14 protein-coding genes and 1 other RNA gene are annotated in these 13,346 nt (G+C 65.2%); 5 read left to right on the top strand and 10 right to left on the bottom strand.

All coding sequences use genetic code 11. The features are described 5' to 3' along the window. Nucleotides 1-57: 57 nt before the first annotated feature. Both DL891_RS09110 and glnA read right to left on the bottom strand, forming a co-directional pair. Complete coding sequence (locus tag DL891_RS09110) at nt 58-3,039, bottom strand: bifunctional [glutamine synthetase] adenylyltransferase/[glutamine synthetase]-adenylyl-L-tyrosine phosphorylase (RefSeq protein WP_111720101.1); 2,982 nt, start codon at nt 3,037-3,039, stop codon at nt 58-60. A 25-nt stretch (nt 3,040-3,064) separates the two neighbouring features. Beyond that, nucleotides 3,065-4,402 carry a type I glutamate--ammonia ligase gene (glnA, locus tag DL891_RS09115; RefSeq protein WP_111720102.1) on the bottom strand — a complete coding sequence of 446 codons (1,338 nt, stop codon included), beginning with the start codon at nt 4,400-4,402 and terminating at the stop codon, nt 3,065-3,067. 114 nt (nt 4,403-4,516) lie between these two features. Here glnA and panB point away from each other — a divergent pair, with 114 nt between their 5' ends. Beyond that, the gene (gene panB / locus DL891_RS09120; RefSeq protein WP_111720103.1) at nt 4,517-5,380 is read left to right on the top strand and encodes a 3-methyl-2-oxobutanoate hydroxymethyltransferase; all 864 of its coding nucleotides are present in this window, start codon (nt 4,517-4,519) and stop codon (nt 5,378-5,380) included. Nucleotides 5,381-5,389: 9 nt separating this feature from the next. On the opposite strand, the gene DL891_RS09125 is transcribed toward panB, so the two are convergent. Continuing rightward, nucleotides 5,390-5,587 carry an SPOR domain-containing protein gene (locus tag DL891_RS09125; RefSeq protein ID WP_111720104.1) on the bottom strand — a complete coding sequence of 66 codons (198 nt, stop codon included), beginning with the start codon at nt 5,585-5,587 and terminating at the stop codon, nt 5,390-5,392. 116 nt (nt 5,588-5,703) lie between these two features. On the opposite strand from DL891_RS09125, the gene map reads away from it, so the two are divergent. Both map and ppgK read left to right on the top strand, forming a co-directional pair. Further along, nucleotides 5,704-6,570: a type I methionyl aminopeptidase gene (gene map / locus DL891_RS09130; RefSeq protein ID WP_111720105.1), complete on the top strand. Its 867-nt coding sequence runs from the start codon at nt 5,704-5,706 to the stop codon at nt 6,568-6,570. 20 nt (nt 6,571-6,590) lie between these two features. Then, nucleotides 6,591-7,349, top strand: coding sequence for a polyphosphate--glucose phosphotransferase (ppgK, locus tag DL891_RS09135; RefSeq protein WP_111720106.1), 759 nt, complete (start codon nt 6,591-6,593; stop codon nt 7,347-7,349). A gap of 261 nt (nt 7,350-7,610) precedes the next feature. Here ppgK and rnpB read toward each other — a convergent pair. From rnpB to DL891_RS09155, 4 genes are all read right to left on the bottom strand, one after another. Then, an RNA gene (gene rnpB / locus DL891_RS09140) (RNase P RNA component class A) lies at nt 7,611-8,010 on the bottom strand. 209 nt (nt 8,011-8,219) lie between these two features. Beyond that, complete coding sequence (locus DL891_RS09145; RefSeq protein WP_111720107.1) at nt 8,220-8,651, bottom strand: reverse transcriptase-like protein; 432 nt, start codon at nt 8,649-8,651, stop codon at nt 8,220-8,222. Further along, nucleotides 8,651-9,382 (bottom strand): zinc ribbon domain-containing protein, encoded by a 732-nt coding sequence (locus DL891_RS09150; RefSeq protein WP_111720108.1) that lies wholly within the window; start codon nt 9,380-9,382, stop codon nt 8,651-8,653. Before DL891_RS09150 ends, DL891_RS09145 begins: the two co-directional genes overlap by 1 nt. 64 nt (nt 9,383-9,446) lie before the next feature. Then, entirely contained in the window at nt 9,447-10,268 is an 822-nt protein-coding gene (locus DL891_RS09155) for a Nif3-like dinuclear metal center hexameric protein (RefSeq protein WP_111720109.1), read from the bottom strand. 199 nt (nt 10,269-10,467) lie between these two features. Here DL891_RS09155 and DL891_RS09160 point away from each other — a divergent pair, with 199 nt between their 5' ends. Continuing rightward, a complete protein-coding gene (locus DL891_RS09160; protein WP_111720110.1) occupies nt 10,468-11,838 on the top strand; it encodes an NAD-dependent succinate-semialdehyde dehydrogenase in 1,371 nt (456 codons plus the stop codon). A gap of 142 nt (nt 11,839-11,980) precedes the next feature. Here DL891_RS09160 and DL891_RS09165 read toward each other — a convergent pair whose 3' ends face one another. Further along, the gene (locus tag DL891_RS09165; protein ID WP_304598464.1) at nt 11,981-12,187 is read right to left on the bottom strand and encodes a zinc-binding dehydrogenase; all 207 of its coding nucleotides are present in this window, start codon (nt 12,185-12,187) and stop codon (nt 11,981-11,983) included. Nucleotides 12,188-12,351: 164 nt separating this feature from the next. Here DL891_RS09165 and DL891_RS09170 point away from each other — a divergent pair, with 164 nt between their 5' ends. Continuing rightward, nucleotides 12,352-12,873, top strand: coding sequence for a PaaI family thioesterase (locus DL891_RS09170; RefSeq protein ID WP_232819084.1), 522 nt, complete (start codon nt 12,352-12,354; stop codon nt 12,871-12,873). A 32-nt stretch (nt 12,874-12,905) separates the two neighbouring features. Here the strand turns inward: DL891_RS09170 and DL891_RS09175 are convergent, their stop codons facing one another. Both DL891_RS09175 and DL891_RS09180 read right to left on the bottom strand, forming a co-directional pair. Next, on the bottom strand, nt 12,906-13,088 hold the full coding sequence (locus DL891_RS09175) for a hypothetical protein (RefSeq protein WP_111720112.1): 183 nt from the start codon (nt 13,086-13,088) through the stop codon (nt 12,906-12,908). Nucleotides 13,089-13,214: 126 nt separating this feature from the next. After that, on the bottom strand, nt 13,215-13,346 hold a 132-nt coding region (locus DL891_RS09180; protein WP_157962453.1), incomplete at its 5' end, for an integrase core domain-containing protein.

The raw sequence follows: 13,346 nt of genomic DNA on the forward strand, positions 1-13,346 counted from the left end.
TTCCGCCGGCCTCGCCGGGATGGCGACACCTGGAGGATCACCTCGCCGATCAGAACCTCAGCCCGTGGACGGGGGCGGTTTTTTGAGCGTGGGGTAGAAGTGACGCTCGAAGACCACGCGTGCGCGCCGGGTGGCCGCCAGGTAGTCCTCCTCGAGCACGGCTGCCTGTCCGGGCGCATAGCCGCACAGTCTCGCAATGCCATCGAGTTGTTGCCAGTCCGTCGGCAACACGTCTGAGGTCTTGTTCGTCCACAGAGTTATTGCACTGCGGATGCGCGTGCTGAGCAGCCATGCCGAGCGCAGTTTTCGGGCATCTGACTCGGTCACCAGGTCGTGGGCGCGGGCGATATTCAACGCCACCAGCGTCGAAGTGGTGCGCAGCTCCGGAATGGAAGCGGCGTGCTGCAATTGGATCAACTGCACAAACCACTCCACGTCGCTGAGCGAACCGGTGCCCAGTTTCAGGTGGCGCCGGCGATCGACTCCGTGGGGCAGTCGCTCGTTCTCGACCCGGGCCTTTATTCGCTTCACCTCCCGCACTTGTACATCGGTGATCTCGGTCGGATAACGTACCCGGTCGGCGACCGCCTCGAAGTCGGCGATCAGCCCCGCGTCTCCGGCCACGCCCCGCGCACGCAGAAGGGCCTGCGCCTCCCAGGTGAGCGACCAGCGCTCGTAGTAGCTGCGGTAGGAGGCCAGAGAACGCGCGACCGGGCCGTTGCGCCCCTCCGGGCGCAGGTCGGAGTCGAGATCGAACGGGAGAACCGTATCCTCGGTCAGCTTCTTCAGCTGTGAGACCAGCTTTCCCGCTTCACCACTGCCGCCATCGTTGGACTCGGCGCGGTACACGTACAGTACGTCGGCATCGGAGCCGAATCCGAGCTCCGCCCCGCCGTACCGGCCCATGGCGATCACTGCGAACTCGATCGCTGCCCCACCCCCCGCCTGCTCGCGGCGGCACGCCGCCAGAACTCCCTCGATCAGGAACGTGTTCACGTCGGAGAGTGCCCGGCCCAGTTCGTCGGCCGTGCACACGCCGAGTATCGACGAGAGCGCAAGCCTGAGCAGCTCCCGGCGCCTGACGGCGCGCAGGGCGCGTGCCGCTGCCTCGGCGCCGGTGTGGCGGGCGAGGATCGCGCCCGCCTCCACCCGCAGGGGTTCCAATGGCCGAGGCACCAGTTCGGCTTGGTCCTCGAGCCAGGCGGTTGCTTCGGGAATGCGCTCCAGCAACTCCCCCACAAATCGGGATCCGGACAGAACCCGGGTGAGCCTCTGCGCGGCGCCGGAGGAATCCCGCAGCATGCGGAGGTACCAGTGGGTGGTGCCGAGGGCATCACTCAGTCGACGGAAGGCGAGCAGCCCATAATCTGGGTCGGCTCCCTCGGCGAACCACTGCAGCAGTACGGGCAGCAACAGGCGTTGGATATCGGCTCGGCGGGAGACCCCATTCGTCAGGGCAACCATGTGCCCGAGGGCCCCGGCCGGATCGCGGAATCCGATGGCAGCCAGGCGCGAGGCAGCCTGGTCACTGGTGAGCACCTGCTCGCCATCATCCAGTGCCGCGACGGCGGCCAACAACGGTCGGTAGAACAGTCGTTGGTGGAGACCACGCACTCGGCGCTGCACATCGGTCCACACGCGGGTGATCTCGTCAGCCGTACCGGCGAGTCCCGAGGCTCGAGCCAGGATCCGGCGGCCCGCCGCGTCTGCGGGCATCAGGTGGGTGCGTCTCAGTTTCTGCAGTTGCAGGCGATGCTCGAGGAGGCGCAGCACGCGGTAGTCTCTGGCGAACTCCACGGCCTCGGCCCGTCCGATGTACCCGTGCGCGGCCAAGGCCTCCAATGCCTCCAGGGTTCCGGCCACCCGAATCTCTGGATCGGCTCGCCCATGCACGAGTTGCAGCAGCTGCACCGTGAACTCGACGTCGCGCAGCCCACCGACGCCGAGTTTCAGTTGGAGTTGCGCCTCGTCATCCGGGATCGAATCGGTAACCCGCTGCCTCATGCCCTGTACCGACTCGACGAAGTTCGGCCGGCCCGCACTCTCCCACACGCGTGGTGACACTGCCTCGACGAATGAGGCACCCAGTTCGAGGTCACCGGCCAGTGGCCTGGCCTTGAGCAACGCCTGGAACTCCCAACTGTCAGCCCAGCGGTCGTAATACGCACCGAAGGAGTCAAACGTGCGCACGAGGGCACCGTCCTTACCCTCGGGGCGCAGGTTGGCGTCGACCTCCCACAGCGCCGGTTCCGCTCCGTCTTGGGCGAGCCCACGCATGGTGAGTTGGGCGAGCTTGGTGGCGATGTCCAGGTGGTGCTCGGGCGCCTCGGGGTCGGATGACGCAACGAAGAGAACATCGACGTCACTGACGTAGTTGAGTTCGCGGGCGCCCGCCTTGCCCATCCCGATGATTGCGAGCCGGGTCGTCTGCACGGCTTCCGCGCTGAATCGGCTGGGGCCGGCACACAGATGGTCGCGGGCGATCGCGAGAGCGGCGTCCAGTGCGGCGCCGGCGAGGTCTGAAAGCACCCCGGTCACCTCGCCGATCACCTCGACCGGGTCGGCTGCTTCCAAGTCCCAGGCCGCCAGTCGGGCGAGCTCTGCCCGGTAGCGCACGCGCAACAGGTCCCAAGAGGTCTCGAGATCGTGCGCCTGCCCGATTGCGTCTGGCCGAAGCCGTGCGGCCAGTTCCTCGCGGGTCGGCAGGCCTTCCAGCGGCCGCGTGAGCACGTCAAGCTGGTCCGGATGCCTCAGGAAGAAGTCGACCAGACCGGAAGAAGCACCCGCGACCTGAGCCAGTCGTTCCACGGCACCATCAATGCGCAGGATCCTCTGGAACTGGTCGGGAGAACGGCGATTCAATTGGATGAGCGCGGCCACCGCCTGGTCCGGGTCGGCCGTGAGCCCCAGTAGGTGTAGCAACCAATCGGTGGGCAGCGCGAGCTCCTGCTGCGCGGCCGCCAGGTCTGCGGCACCGCGCCCGAGGTCGCTGAACCCGGCTCGGGCGATCTCGGTCAGCGTCGGGGATGAGCCGGTCATGGCCGGTGTGCGCCGTGCGCCATTGTCAGAGTATTTCGAGGTTGCTGCGCAACTCGTACGGGGTCACCTGCGCGCGGTACTCGCGCCAATCCTGGCGCTTGTTCAGCAACACATAGTTGAACACCTGCTCCCCCAGGGTTTCGGCGACCAGTTCAGACTCCTCCATGAGCGAGAGTGCGTGGTCAAGAGAGGATGGCAGCGGGTTGTAGCCCAGCGCGCGGCGTTCCGAGTCGCTGAGGGCCCAGACGTCGTCTTCGGCCTCGGGAGCGAGCTCGTAGCCCTCTTCGATGCCCTTGAGACCGGCCGCGAGCATCAACGACAGGGCCAGATAGGGATTCGCCGCTGAGTCGATCGCCCGGTATTCGACGCGGGCGCTCGTGCCCTTGCCCGGCTTGTACAGTGGCACCCGAATCAACGCAGACCTGTTGTTGTGGCCCCAACAGACGAAGCTCGGTGCCTCACCGCCGCCCCACAGCCGTTTGTAGGAGTTCACGAACTGGTTCGTGACCGCCGTGATCTCCGGTGCGTGGCGCAGCAGGCCCGCCATGAAATTGCGGCCGGTCTGGGAGAGCTGGTAGCGAGCGCCAGCCTCATAGAACACGTTCGAGTCACCCTCGAACAACGACATGTGGGTGTGCATTCCGCTACCCGGCTGATTCGCCAGCGGTTTGGGCATGAACGTTGCGTGCACGCCTTCTTCGATGGCGACCTCCTTCACCACGGTTCGGAAGGTCATGATGTTGTCAGCCGTGGTCAACGCGTCCGCGTAGCGCAGATCGATCTCGTTCTGGCCCGGACCGGCTTCGTGGTGACTGAACTCGACCGAGATGCCGAGGTCTTCGAGCATGCGCACCGAGCGTCGGCGAAAGTCGTGCGCCGTGCCGCCGGGAACATTGTCGAAGTACCCGGCAGAGTCGACCGGCTCAGGCCCGTCGGCTCCGAACTTCGAAGATTTGAGCAGGTAGAACTCGATCTCTGGATGCGTGTAGAACGTGAAACCGCGCTCCGCCGCCTTCGCGAGCGATCTCTTCAACACGTTCCGCGGATCTGCTACGGCGGGTTCGCCGTCGGGGGTGGTGATATCGCAGAACATTCGCGCCGTGGGGTCGATATCGTCGCGCCACGGCAGGATCTGGAAGGTGCTCGGATCTGGAACAGCGAGCAGATCGGATTCGAACAGCCGACTGAGCCCCTCGATCGCGGAACCATCGAACCCGATCCCCTCGGCGAAGGCCCCCTCGGTCTCGGCCGGCGCGATGGCCACCGACTTGAGTTGGCCGACCACATCGGTGAACCACAATCGAACGAACTTGATCCCCCGCTCCTCGATGGTGCGGAGCACGAAGTCACGTTGTTTGTCCATCGGCGGCCTCTTCTCTTCGCCTTTCAGGCTACTGGGTACGAAGGCCCGGTTGCTCTCCGGCATTCCGAACTCCGCGGATGAGCCGCCAGAATCTGTGGTTACTAGACTGGCGGCATGTCTGACCCACTTTCGTCGCTCTCAGGTTCCGAGCCTGCCCACTACACAGCGCCCTCCCAGAATCTCAAGCGCGTTCGCACCCGACACTTCCAGACGGCGAAGCAGCAGGGTATCCGAATCACGGGACTGACCAGTTACGACCAGCTCACCGCGGCCATCTTCGACAAGGCGGGAATCGACTTTCTTCTGGTGGGAGATTCGGCGGCCAACAATGTCTTGGGCTATGACACCACTCTCCCGGTTACGGTGGACGAACTCATCCCGTTGACGCGGGCCGTCGCCGGTGCGGTGACACGCGCGTTCGTCATCGCTGACATGCCGTTCGGCTCCTACGAGTCGGGCCCCGACCTGGCGCTTGCAACCGCTGTGCGATTCATGAAGGAGACCGGTGCGCACGCGGTCAAGCTCGAGGGCGGGGTGCACAGTGCGCCGCAGATTCGCCGCATCGTGGATGCCGGTATCCCCGTGATGGCGCACATCGGCTTCACCCCGCAGAGCGAACACGGCCTGGGTGGCCATTTGATCCAGGGCCGCGGGGCGGCGGTCGACGCACTGATCCAGGATGGTCTGGCAGTGGAGGACGCCGGCGCGTTCGCAGTGGTTCTGGAAATGGTGCCCGCAGAAGCCGCAGCCAAGGTCACCGAGACGCTCACCATCCCGACCATCGGGGTGGGCGCTGGGCCCGACGTCAGCGGCCAGTTGATGGTGTGGACGGATTTCGCCGGCCTGGGCAGCGGCCGCGTGCCGAAGTTCGTGAAGCAGTACGCGAATCTCAACCAGGTGCTCACCGATGCGGTCACCGCATTTCGGGAAGACGTGGCCGATGGGGCGTACCCCACGGCCGAGCACAACTACGAGTAGCCCGCCGGCTCAGCGGCCCTCGGCCGCATCATCCTCGGCCCACTTGCGGCTGTTCGCGCGCAGAACCTCCAGCCCGTGTTCGGCCTCGGCACGCGTGGCGAATGGGCCGGCCCGGTCTACAGACGGCGACATGCGGCCGTGCTCCACCTCGCCCGTGACGAGGTTGTACCAATACTTTTCATCGGTTTCGATACCATCGGTGTCCATGAAGTGGCTCCTTCGCTCAGGGGTTCGCGTCGGCTGAGTTCGCTGATGCCGGCAGGGGTTTCGGTTCGGGTGACCCCGGTCTGCGCCCGCGGATCTGAATGCCTAGACTTGATCCTATGCCTAAGGATTCGCTCGGTCACCTCATTCCCGGGCGCATCGCCCCCGCACGCAGGGTGCCGGCTCATATCGTGCGCCCGCCCTACATCGGCAAAGCCGCGCCGGACCCGTTCACCGGATCCGATGTGAAGAACGCCGATACCATTGCCCGCATCCGCACCGCCGGTTCGATCGCCGCCCGGGCGCTGCAGGCAGTGGGCGAGGCCGTCAGGCCGGGAGTCACCACTGATGAACTCGATGTGATCGGCCACGAATTTCTCATTGCCCAGGATGCCTATCCGTCGACGCTCGGCTATCGTGGCTACCCGAAATCGGTGTGCAGTTCGGTGAACGAGGTGATCTGCCACGGCATCCCAGACGACACAGTGCTCGAGGATGGCGACATCGTCAACATCGACATCACCGCCTACGTCGATGGTGTGCACGGTGACAACAACGCCACATTCATCGTGGGCACGGCTTCCGACGAGGTGACTCAGCTGGTCGACAGAACCCGCGAGGCGCTGGCGCGCGGTATCAAGGCGGTCGCCCCAGGCCGCCAGGTCAACGTGATCGGCCGCGCCATCGAGTCGTACGCGAAGAGATTCGGCTACGGAGTGGTGCGCGACTTCACCGGGCACGGAGTGGGCGAGGCGTTCCACTCCGGCTTGATCATCCCGCATTACGATTCTGCCCCCACCTACGACACCGTGATGGTGCCAGGCATGGTGTTCACCATCGAACCGATGCTCACCCTGGGCACGCACGAGTGGGACATGTGGGCGGATGACTGGACCGTCGTCACCCGAGACAAGTCGATCACCGCCCAGTTCGAGCACACGCTGGTGGTCACCGAGCGCGGTGCAGACATTCTCACCCTTCCCTGAGTGCGCCTAGGCTGGATGCCATGACGGAGAAGACGGCCATCGGAATCGACATCGGCGGAACCGGCATCAAAGGCGGCGTGATTGATCTGGCCACCGGCGACCTCGTATCCGAGCGGGTGAAGGTCGCTACTCCGGAAGGCGGCCGTCCGGATGACATCATCGAGACCACGCGGGAAATCCTTCACCAGCTGGCGCCCGATGATCACACACTGCCGATCGGGGTCTGTTTTCCAGCGGTGATCAAGAACGGCCGAACCATGTCGGCCGCGAATGTCTCCAAGAAGTGGATCGGCCTGGCCGCAGAGGAGCTGTTCGAGAAGGGACTGGGCGCGCCCATCCATTTCGTGAACGACGCGGATGCCGCCGGCTACGCCGAGGCGCAGTTCGGCGCGGCCCGGGGGGTCACCGGCGTGGTCGTGCTCACCACCCTGGGAACCGGCATCGGTTCGGCACTGATCAATGACGGAGTGCTGGTGCCGAACACCGAATTCGGACACCTGGAGATCGACGGCCACGACGCCGAGTCAAAGGCATCGAACGCCGCGCGTGTGCGTGAGGACCTCGACTGGAAGAGATGGGCCAAACGCCTCCAGCGCTATTACGAGACGCTGGAGATGTTGCTCTCCCCCGATCTGATCCTGGTGGGCGGCGGTGTCTCGAGGTCGTACGAGGAGTTTCTGCCGTTGCTGGATCTGAAGACGCCGATCAAGCCGGCGGTTCACCGCAACAACGCCGGCATTCTGGGCTCAGCTGCCCTCGCCAACAGGTTCCCCGGTTAGCGCGCGCAGCACTACGCGGGCTGAGCGATCGTGAAGAAAAAGCCACCGCGACGCCCAAGCCTCAGTCCCCCGCGACGTCCACCTCACGGCCCGTCGCAGGGCGCACCCAACTCACTCCCGCGTACCGCTGAGGGGCCAACATCGGCGCATAATTCGGCTTAATTTGGCGCGGGAGATGCCGATTGTGACCCCTCGCCGAGTGGGTGAGATGTGGGTGAGATGTGGGTGAGAGGTGGGTGAGAGGTGGGTGGAGGGTGGGTGCGAATGGGCCAGCTATTACGCCGGGTTCTGTCCCGGTCACGATGCGCCGTGCGGCACCCCGTGACCATGGACGGCCATCTATCTACGAACTGCGTTGCCGCAGCCCTCCAGCAGTCTACCCGAAGACTCGGCGAGCAGCCTTGGCGTCTTCTGTCTGACCTTGCTCCGGACGAGGTTTACCGAGCCGACCAGGTCACCCTGGCCTCTGGTGGTCTCTTACACCACCGTTTCACCCTTACCGCGGGCCGAAGCCCGTGGCGGTCTGTTTTCTGTGGCACTGTCTCGCGGGTTGCCCCGGGTGGGTGTTACCCACCGTCCTGCTCTGTGGAGCCCGGACGTTCCTCGGCAGCTGTTGCATCCGTGCGGATGCCCCAACCGACGCGACCGTCTTGCCGACCCATTCGCACAACAAGTCTACCGGGCAGGGTGCGCACACCGGCATCCGGGGCACGCCACCCGTCACGCCGTATCGGTGGCTCCCCGACTCCTGCGCTCCCGGGCTGCCAGTCTCGTGGCTCCCACGCTCCGTGCCTCGGCGACTCCGCGACATCCGGGCTCCGGGTACACCGGCACGCACCGACCGGGACTCAGATGTTCGTGCTGCGCTACTCAGGAAGCCTCGAGCAGCCCGAAACTGGACTTGAGGTCCATTGCGCGGTTGGCTGCGGCATCGGCCCGGGCGTTCTGCTCGCGTGGAATCCACTCGAAGGTCACGGGCACGGAGCCGATGAGCCCACGCGCCTCGGCGGCCAGCACCTGCATGTCGGGATGCTTGATCTTCCAGCGCCCGCTCATCTGCTCGACGACCAGCTTCGAGTCGAGCCGGACATGGATCTGCGGCTGGGGGTCCAGCGCCAACGCGCGCCTGATTCCCTCGATCATGCCGTGGTACTCGGCGACGTTGTTCGTGGCAACGCCCAAGAATTTGCCGATCTCGGCGAGCACCTCGCCGGTGGCGGCGTCCATCACTACCGAGCCGCTGGCCGCTGGGCCCGGGTTTCCGCGGGACCCTCCGTCGGCCTCCACGATGAGACGCCGCATCACAGGCCCGACTCGTCGGTGCGCACAAGGATGCACGCGCTCTCCGGGCACAGCACCACCTCATCTGCGGGTGTGTTCCGAATGGCTTGCAGGTCGGTCGGGGTGAGCGCCATGTTGCTGCCCTGTGAGACACCGCCCTGCAAGAGGCCGGCGCCCACACCGTAACGGGCGCGCTGCTTCTCGTAGAGCTCCACCAGATCAGCCGGCAACGCGTTCACGAGAGCGGCCCGATCCTGCTGGATCTTCTCGCGTTCCCGGTCGATATCGGCCATCAGGTCTGCCTTGGTGCTCTCCAGCGCTTCTTGGCGTTGCCGTACTTCGTCCCGTTCCGCCTGCACCGACGTGATGGATGCCTCGATCTCCTCGACACGCTCCATCACGCTGAATTCGATCTCTTCCAGATCATTACGGCGCTTGTTGAGCGCCGCAATATCAGTGTCCAGCGCCTGGGCATCCTTGGCGGTGGCGGTCGCCGCTCGCTCAGAATTGCGTTGGATGCGGGCCTGAACCACCGCAACATCGGATTCGATCCGGGAGATCTCGAGTTCGGCATCCTCCCGCTCACCTTCGTGCAGGTTCAGGCGGGACGTGATCTCCGACGCTTGGGCGTGCAGTTGTTCGAGCTCGGCCAATTGCGGCAGAGTCTTCACGGAATGGTCCAACTGCTGCACCCGCGTGTCCATCTTTTGGAGGGCAAGCAGTTGCTTCTGGTCTTCGGGGCTGGCTTTCACGGCGGGTTCCTGACTTCTTCTGGATCTCTGTTGATACTACGGTGCGCCTACGGGTCTGCTGCCTCTACTGCACGATCACGAAGTCCCACGGGTCGGTGCGGAGATCACTGACTGTGATCTCGACTTCATCAAGCTCGGTACGCAGCTGTTGTGCGGCAGTTTCCAACCACAGCCATTCGCTCGCCCAGTGTGAGACATCGATCAGTGCCGGTCCGGTGCCGGAAAGGAGCGCTTGCTCCCTGGCCTCCGATGCCGGGTGGTGCCGCAGGTCTGAGGTGATATACACGTCTGACTGCACCACCGCCGGCTCTCCAAGCAAGGAGTCTCCAGCGCCACCGCAGAGTGAGACGGTGCGCACCAGTTGGTTGTAGGCGCCAGCCACCCGAATGCCAGACGCGGTTGGCGGCAGAATCGTGCCCAGCTGGCGGGCAAGTGCGCCGAGAGTGATCGGCTCACGGAGCGTCCCTACCCGGCCGATGCCGACGCGCGGGTCGGCCTGTGGCTGGATCGGCGTGGCATCCTCGAGGCCCAGACGCGTGGCGATGAGGTCGGAGACACCGTCGGTGACGACATCGGCATTCGTGTGGGCTGTGATCAGCGCGCAGTTCGCCCGGATGAGCCGGGCAAGAAGGGCCCCCTTGTACCTGTCTTCGGCCACCGAATGGATGGGCCGCAGCACGAGCGGGTGATGGGTCAGCAGCAGGTCGCACCCTTTCTCCACTGCCTCGGCGACGGTTTCAGCGACGGCATCCACGGCGAGATGAATGCTCTCGACCCCGGATGCCGGGTCGCCGGTCACCAGACCAGGGGCGTCCCACTCGGAGGCTCCCGAAACAGGCCAGAGGCGTTCGACGGCGGCCAGGACATCACTCAAGGTTTTCGACACAGCTTCAGCCTACTGATCCGGCCGACGGATGCCTGAGCCCGGCGTGATTCGGCTCCGGGATCGCGTGCAGACAATGTGGCCCCAGGATGCTCGTGTGCGATATGTTACAGGTGAGTCATCGCTGACCAGACGACCACGTGTGCCCGGCAAACCGCGACCGGATTCGGGTGCGGCGCCGTGCTGAAAAAAGGAAGAAGACATGAGCTCTTACGCAGTGATCAACCCGGCAACCGGCGAGAAGATCCGCAGCTACCCCACAAACACCGACGAGGAGCTGATGAATGCCCTCGCCGTGGCCGACAGCGCGCATACCGGCTGGTCGCGCTCGACGACGGTCGCCGAGCGTGCCGCCCTGGTCAAGCGGGTCGCCGAATTGCACGGCGAACGCCGCATCGAACTGGCCGAGATCATTGTGCGTGAGATGGGCAAGCCGATGGACCAGGCGCTCGGCGAAGTCGACTTCTGTGTTGACATCTACGGGTACTACGCCGACAACGCCGAAAGCCTGCTGGCCGACGAGCCGATCGAGCTGCTCGCCGGCGACGGTTCGGCCCTGATCCGCCGCAGCTCGCTGGGCGTGCTGCTCGGCATCATGCCGTGGAACTTTCCGTACTACCAGGTCGCCCGCTTCGCCGGCCCGAACCTCGTCATCGGCAACACCATCCTGCTCAAGCACGCGTCGCAGTGCCCGGAGTCGGCTGAGGCCATCGAGCAGATCTTCCACGACGCCGGGTTCCCGGCCGGGGCGTACACGAACATCCGCGCCACCAACGAGCAGGTCGCCGAGCTGATCGCCGACCCGCGCATTCACGGCGTCTCGCTGACCGGTTCGGAGCGGGCCGGCGCGGCCGTCGCCGAGGTGGCCGGCCGCCACCTGAAGAAGGTCGTGCTCGAGCTCGGTGGCTCAGACCCATTCATCCTGCTCTCGACCGACGACATGGACGCAACCGTGCAGGCCGCAGTGGATGCGCGCCTCGACAACAGCGGCCAGGCCTGCAACGCGGCCAAGCGCTTCATCGTCATCGACTCGCTGTACGACAGCTTCATGGAGAAGTTCACGGCTGCAGTCACCTCGGTGCGGCCAGGCGACCCGACTGCCGACGGAACCGTCCTCGGCCCGCTCTCCTCCGCCGTGGCGGCCGACCGTCTGCAGGAGCAGCTTGACACGGCCACCGCCCAGGGCGCGTCGATCATCTCCGGCGGGGATCGCGACGGAACGTACTTCCCGGCATCGATCATCACCGACATGAAGCCGGACAACGACATGTACCACGAGGAGTTGTTCGGTCCCGTGGCGACCGTCTTCAAGGTGCACGACGAGGATGAGGCGATCACGCTCGCCAATGACACCCCGTTCGGTCTGGGGTCCTACGTCTTCACCACCGACGCGGAGCAGGCGATCCGCGTCGCGAACCAGATCGAAGCCGGCATGGTGTTCATCAACCTGGTCGGCGGCGACGGTGCCGAGCTGCCATTCGGGGGCATCAAGCGCTCCGGCTCAGGCCGCGAGCTCGGCCGTTTCGGGGCCGACGAGTTCGTCAACAAGAAGATGATCCGCATCGGCGGCTGATCGACCAACCGGTGATTCTGGGCCGCGGATGACGCGGCCGAGTGAACGGGTGCCGGCCTCTCGGGGTCGGCACCCGTTTCTTCGTTCGGGTCAGTGACGATTCGGGCCAGCGACGCAGCGCCAATATTACGAGCCGATTGCGTCAGTCGAGTTGCAGAACAACCTTGCCCCGGGCTCGCCTGGACTGCAGCTTCGCGAGGGCATCCGGCGTCTGGTCGAAGCGGTACACCCGCTCCAGTTCGACACGGATCTTGCCGGGGGCGATGTCGGCCATGAGCTGCGCCAACTCCGCCCGCACGTCAGCGATGTGCGACACGCCCTCGCCCCGCACACCGCGTTCGCCGGGCACCGCGTCGCCGGAGATGGCGATCAGCAGGCCCCGTGCCGCTGCCAGATCCGAGCAGTGTCATTCTCCGCCCGCCGGTTGGCTCCTGTCCTAGTCTGATCTGAATGCCCTTCTCAATGTGCGAGAAGGACTCGGCGGAGAATGAATTGTGGTGAGAGGACGAAGTGGTGGATGACGAAGTGATGGATGCTCGAGGTTCCGATATGCGCACGAAAACGCTGCGGTACCGCGCGCCCTCCTTGCACGCGGCCGACATGTTCGCCCAGACCGGCCTCGAACAGCTGCAGGCGATCATCGACGGCCGCGTGCCGGCTCCGCCGATCAGCAGCCACATCGGGCTGCATTTCGTCAGCGTGGCCGACGGCGACGTCGTGCTGACCGCTTTGCCGGACGAGTCGCTGTACAACCCGATCGGGTCGGTGCACGGTGGCTTCGCCGCCACGTTGCTCGACTCCGCCTGCGGCTGTGCCGTGCACACCACCCTTCCAACCGGCGTCGGCTACACGACGCTGGATCTCAAGGTCTCCTTCCTGCGACCCATCACCACCGAGACCGGTATGGTCACGGCGCATGGCTGGGTGACCCGGAGCGGTCGCCGGGCCGCCTTCGCCGAGGCGGACATCCGCGACGCCGACGGCCGGGTTCTGGCCACTGCATCCAGCACCTGCCTGATCATGCCGACACAATAGGGTTCGGCTGGTGGGGCCGCGTCGGCGCCGCGCTATCCGCCCAGCGCGTCATCGACGATGTGGAGCAGCCCCACCAGTGCCGACACATCATCGAACTGGTAGCGTTCGGCCAGAACTTTGTGGTCCTGGTAGACGACCTCGGTCATTCCTATGGCGGAGCTGCGGACCAGTATGCGGCTCGGCAGATCAATGGCCAGGTTCGGGGCGGCACGCATCAGGGGCGTGTTTCAGGCACGGCTACCTCCTGAGCTGCACGCTATCCCTGACTATGCCGGCGGAACCGGTGACCTTCTCATCGTGCCGGCTGTCAGGCCTGATTCGAATGCCATCATCCTGCCCGCCTAGATGTACTGCCCAGGGAGGTTAGTTAACCGGCTAATGGGTGGGCGGCCTCCGATTGCAGTGTGGGGCCTGTGGTGATTGTATTCGTGGAGCCAGGCCGGGAGGGCGCTACGACGCGCTGACTCTGTCGC

Origin of the sequence: Homoserinimonas sp. OAct 916 (assembly GCF_003260275.1) — a bacterium.
In the GTDB taxonomy this organism is placed as follows: Bacteria; Actinomycetota; Actinomycetes; order Actinomycetales; family Microbacteriaceae; genus OACT-916.

What these genes read in the sequence shown, in the direction of transcription:
- DL891_RS09110 (WP_111720101.1), bottom strand. Translation starts at nt 3,039, where the DNA reads ATGACCGGCTCATCCCCGACGCTGACCGAGATCGCCCGAGCCGGGTTC.
- glnA (WP_111720102.1), bottom strand. Translation starts at nt 4,402, where the DNA reads ATGGACAAACAACGTGACTTCGTGCTCCGCACCATCGAGGAGCGGGGG.
- panB (WP_111720103.1), top strand. Translation starts at nt 4,517, where the DNA reads ATGTCTGACCCACTTTCGTCGCTCTCAGGTTCCGAGCCTGCCCACTAC.
- DL891_RS09125 (WP_111720104.1), bottom strand. Translation starts at nt 5,587, where the DNA reads ATGGACACCGATGGTATCGAAACCGATGAAAAGTATTGGTACAACCTC.
- map (WP_111720105.1), top strand. Translation starts at nt 5,704, where the DNA reads ATGCCTAAGGATTCGCTCGGTCACCTCATTCCCGGGCGCATCGCCCCC.
- ppgK (WP_111720106.1), top strand. Translation starts at nt 6,591, where the DNA reads ATGACGGAGAAGACGGCCATCGGAATCGACATCGGCGGAACCGGCATC.
- DL891_RS09145 (WP_111720107.1), bottom strand. Translation starts at nt 8,651, where the DNA reads ATGCGGCGTCTCATCGTGGAGGCCGACGGAGGGTCCCGCGGAAACCCG.
- DL891_RS09160 (WP_111720110.1), top strand. Translation starts at nt 10,468, where the DNA reads ATGAGCTCTTACGCAGTGATCAACCCGGCAACCGGCGAGAAGATCCGC.
- DL891_RS09175 (WP_111720112.1), bottom strand. Translation starts at nt 13,088, where the DNA reads ATGCGTGCCGCCCCGAACCTGGCCATTGATCTGCCGAGCCGCATACTG.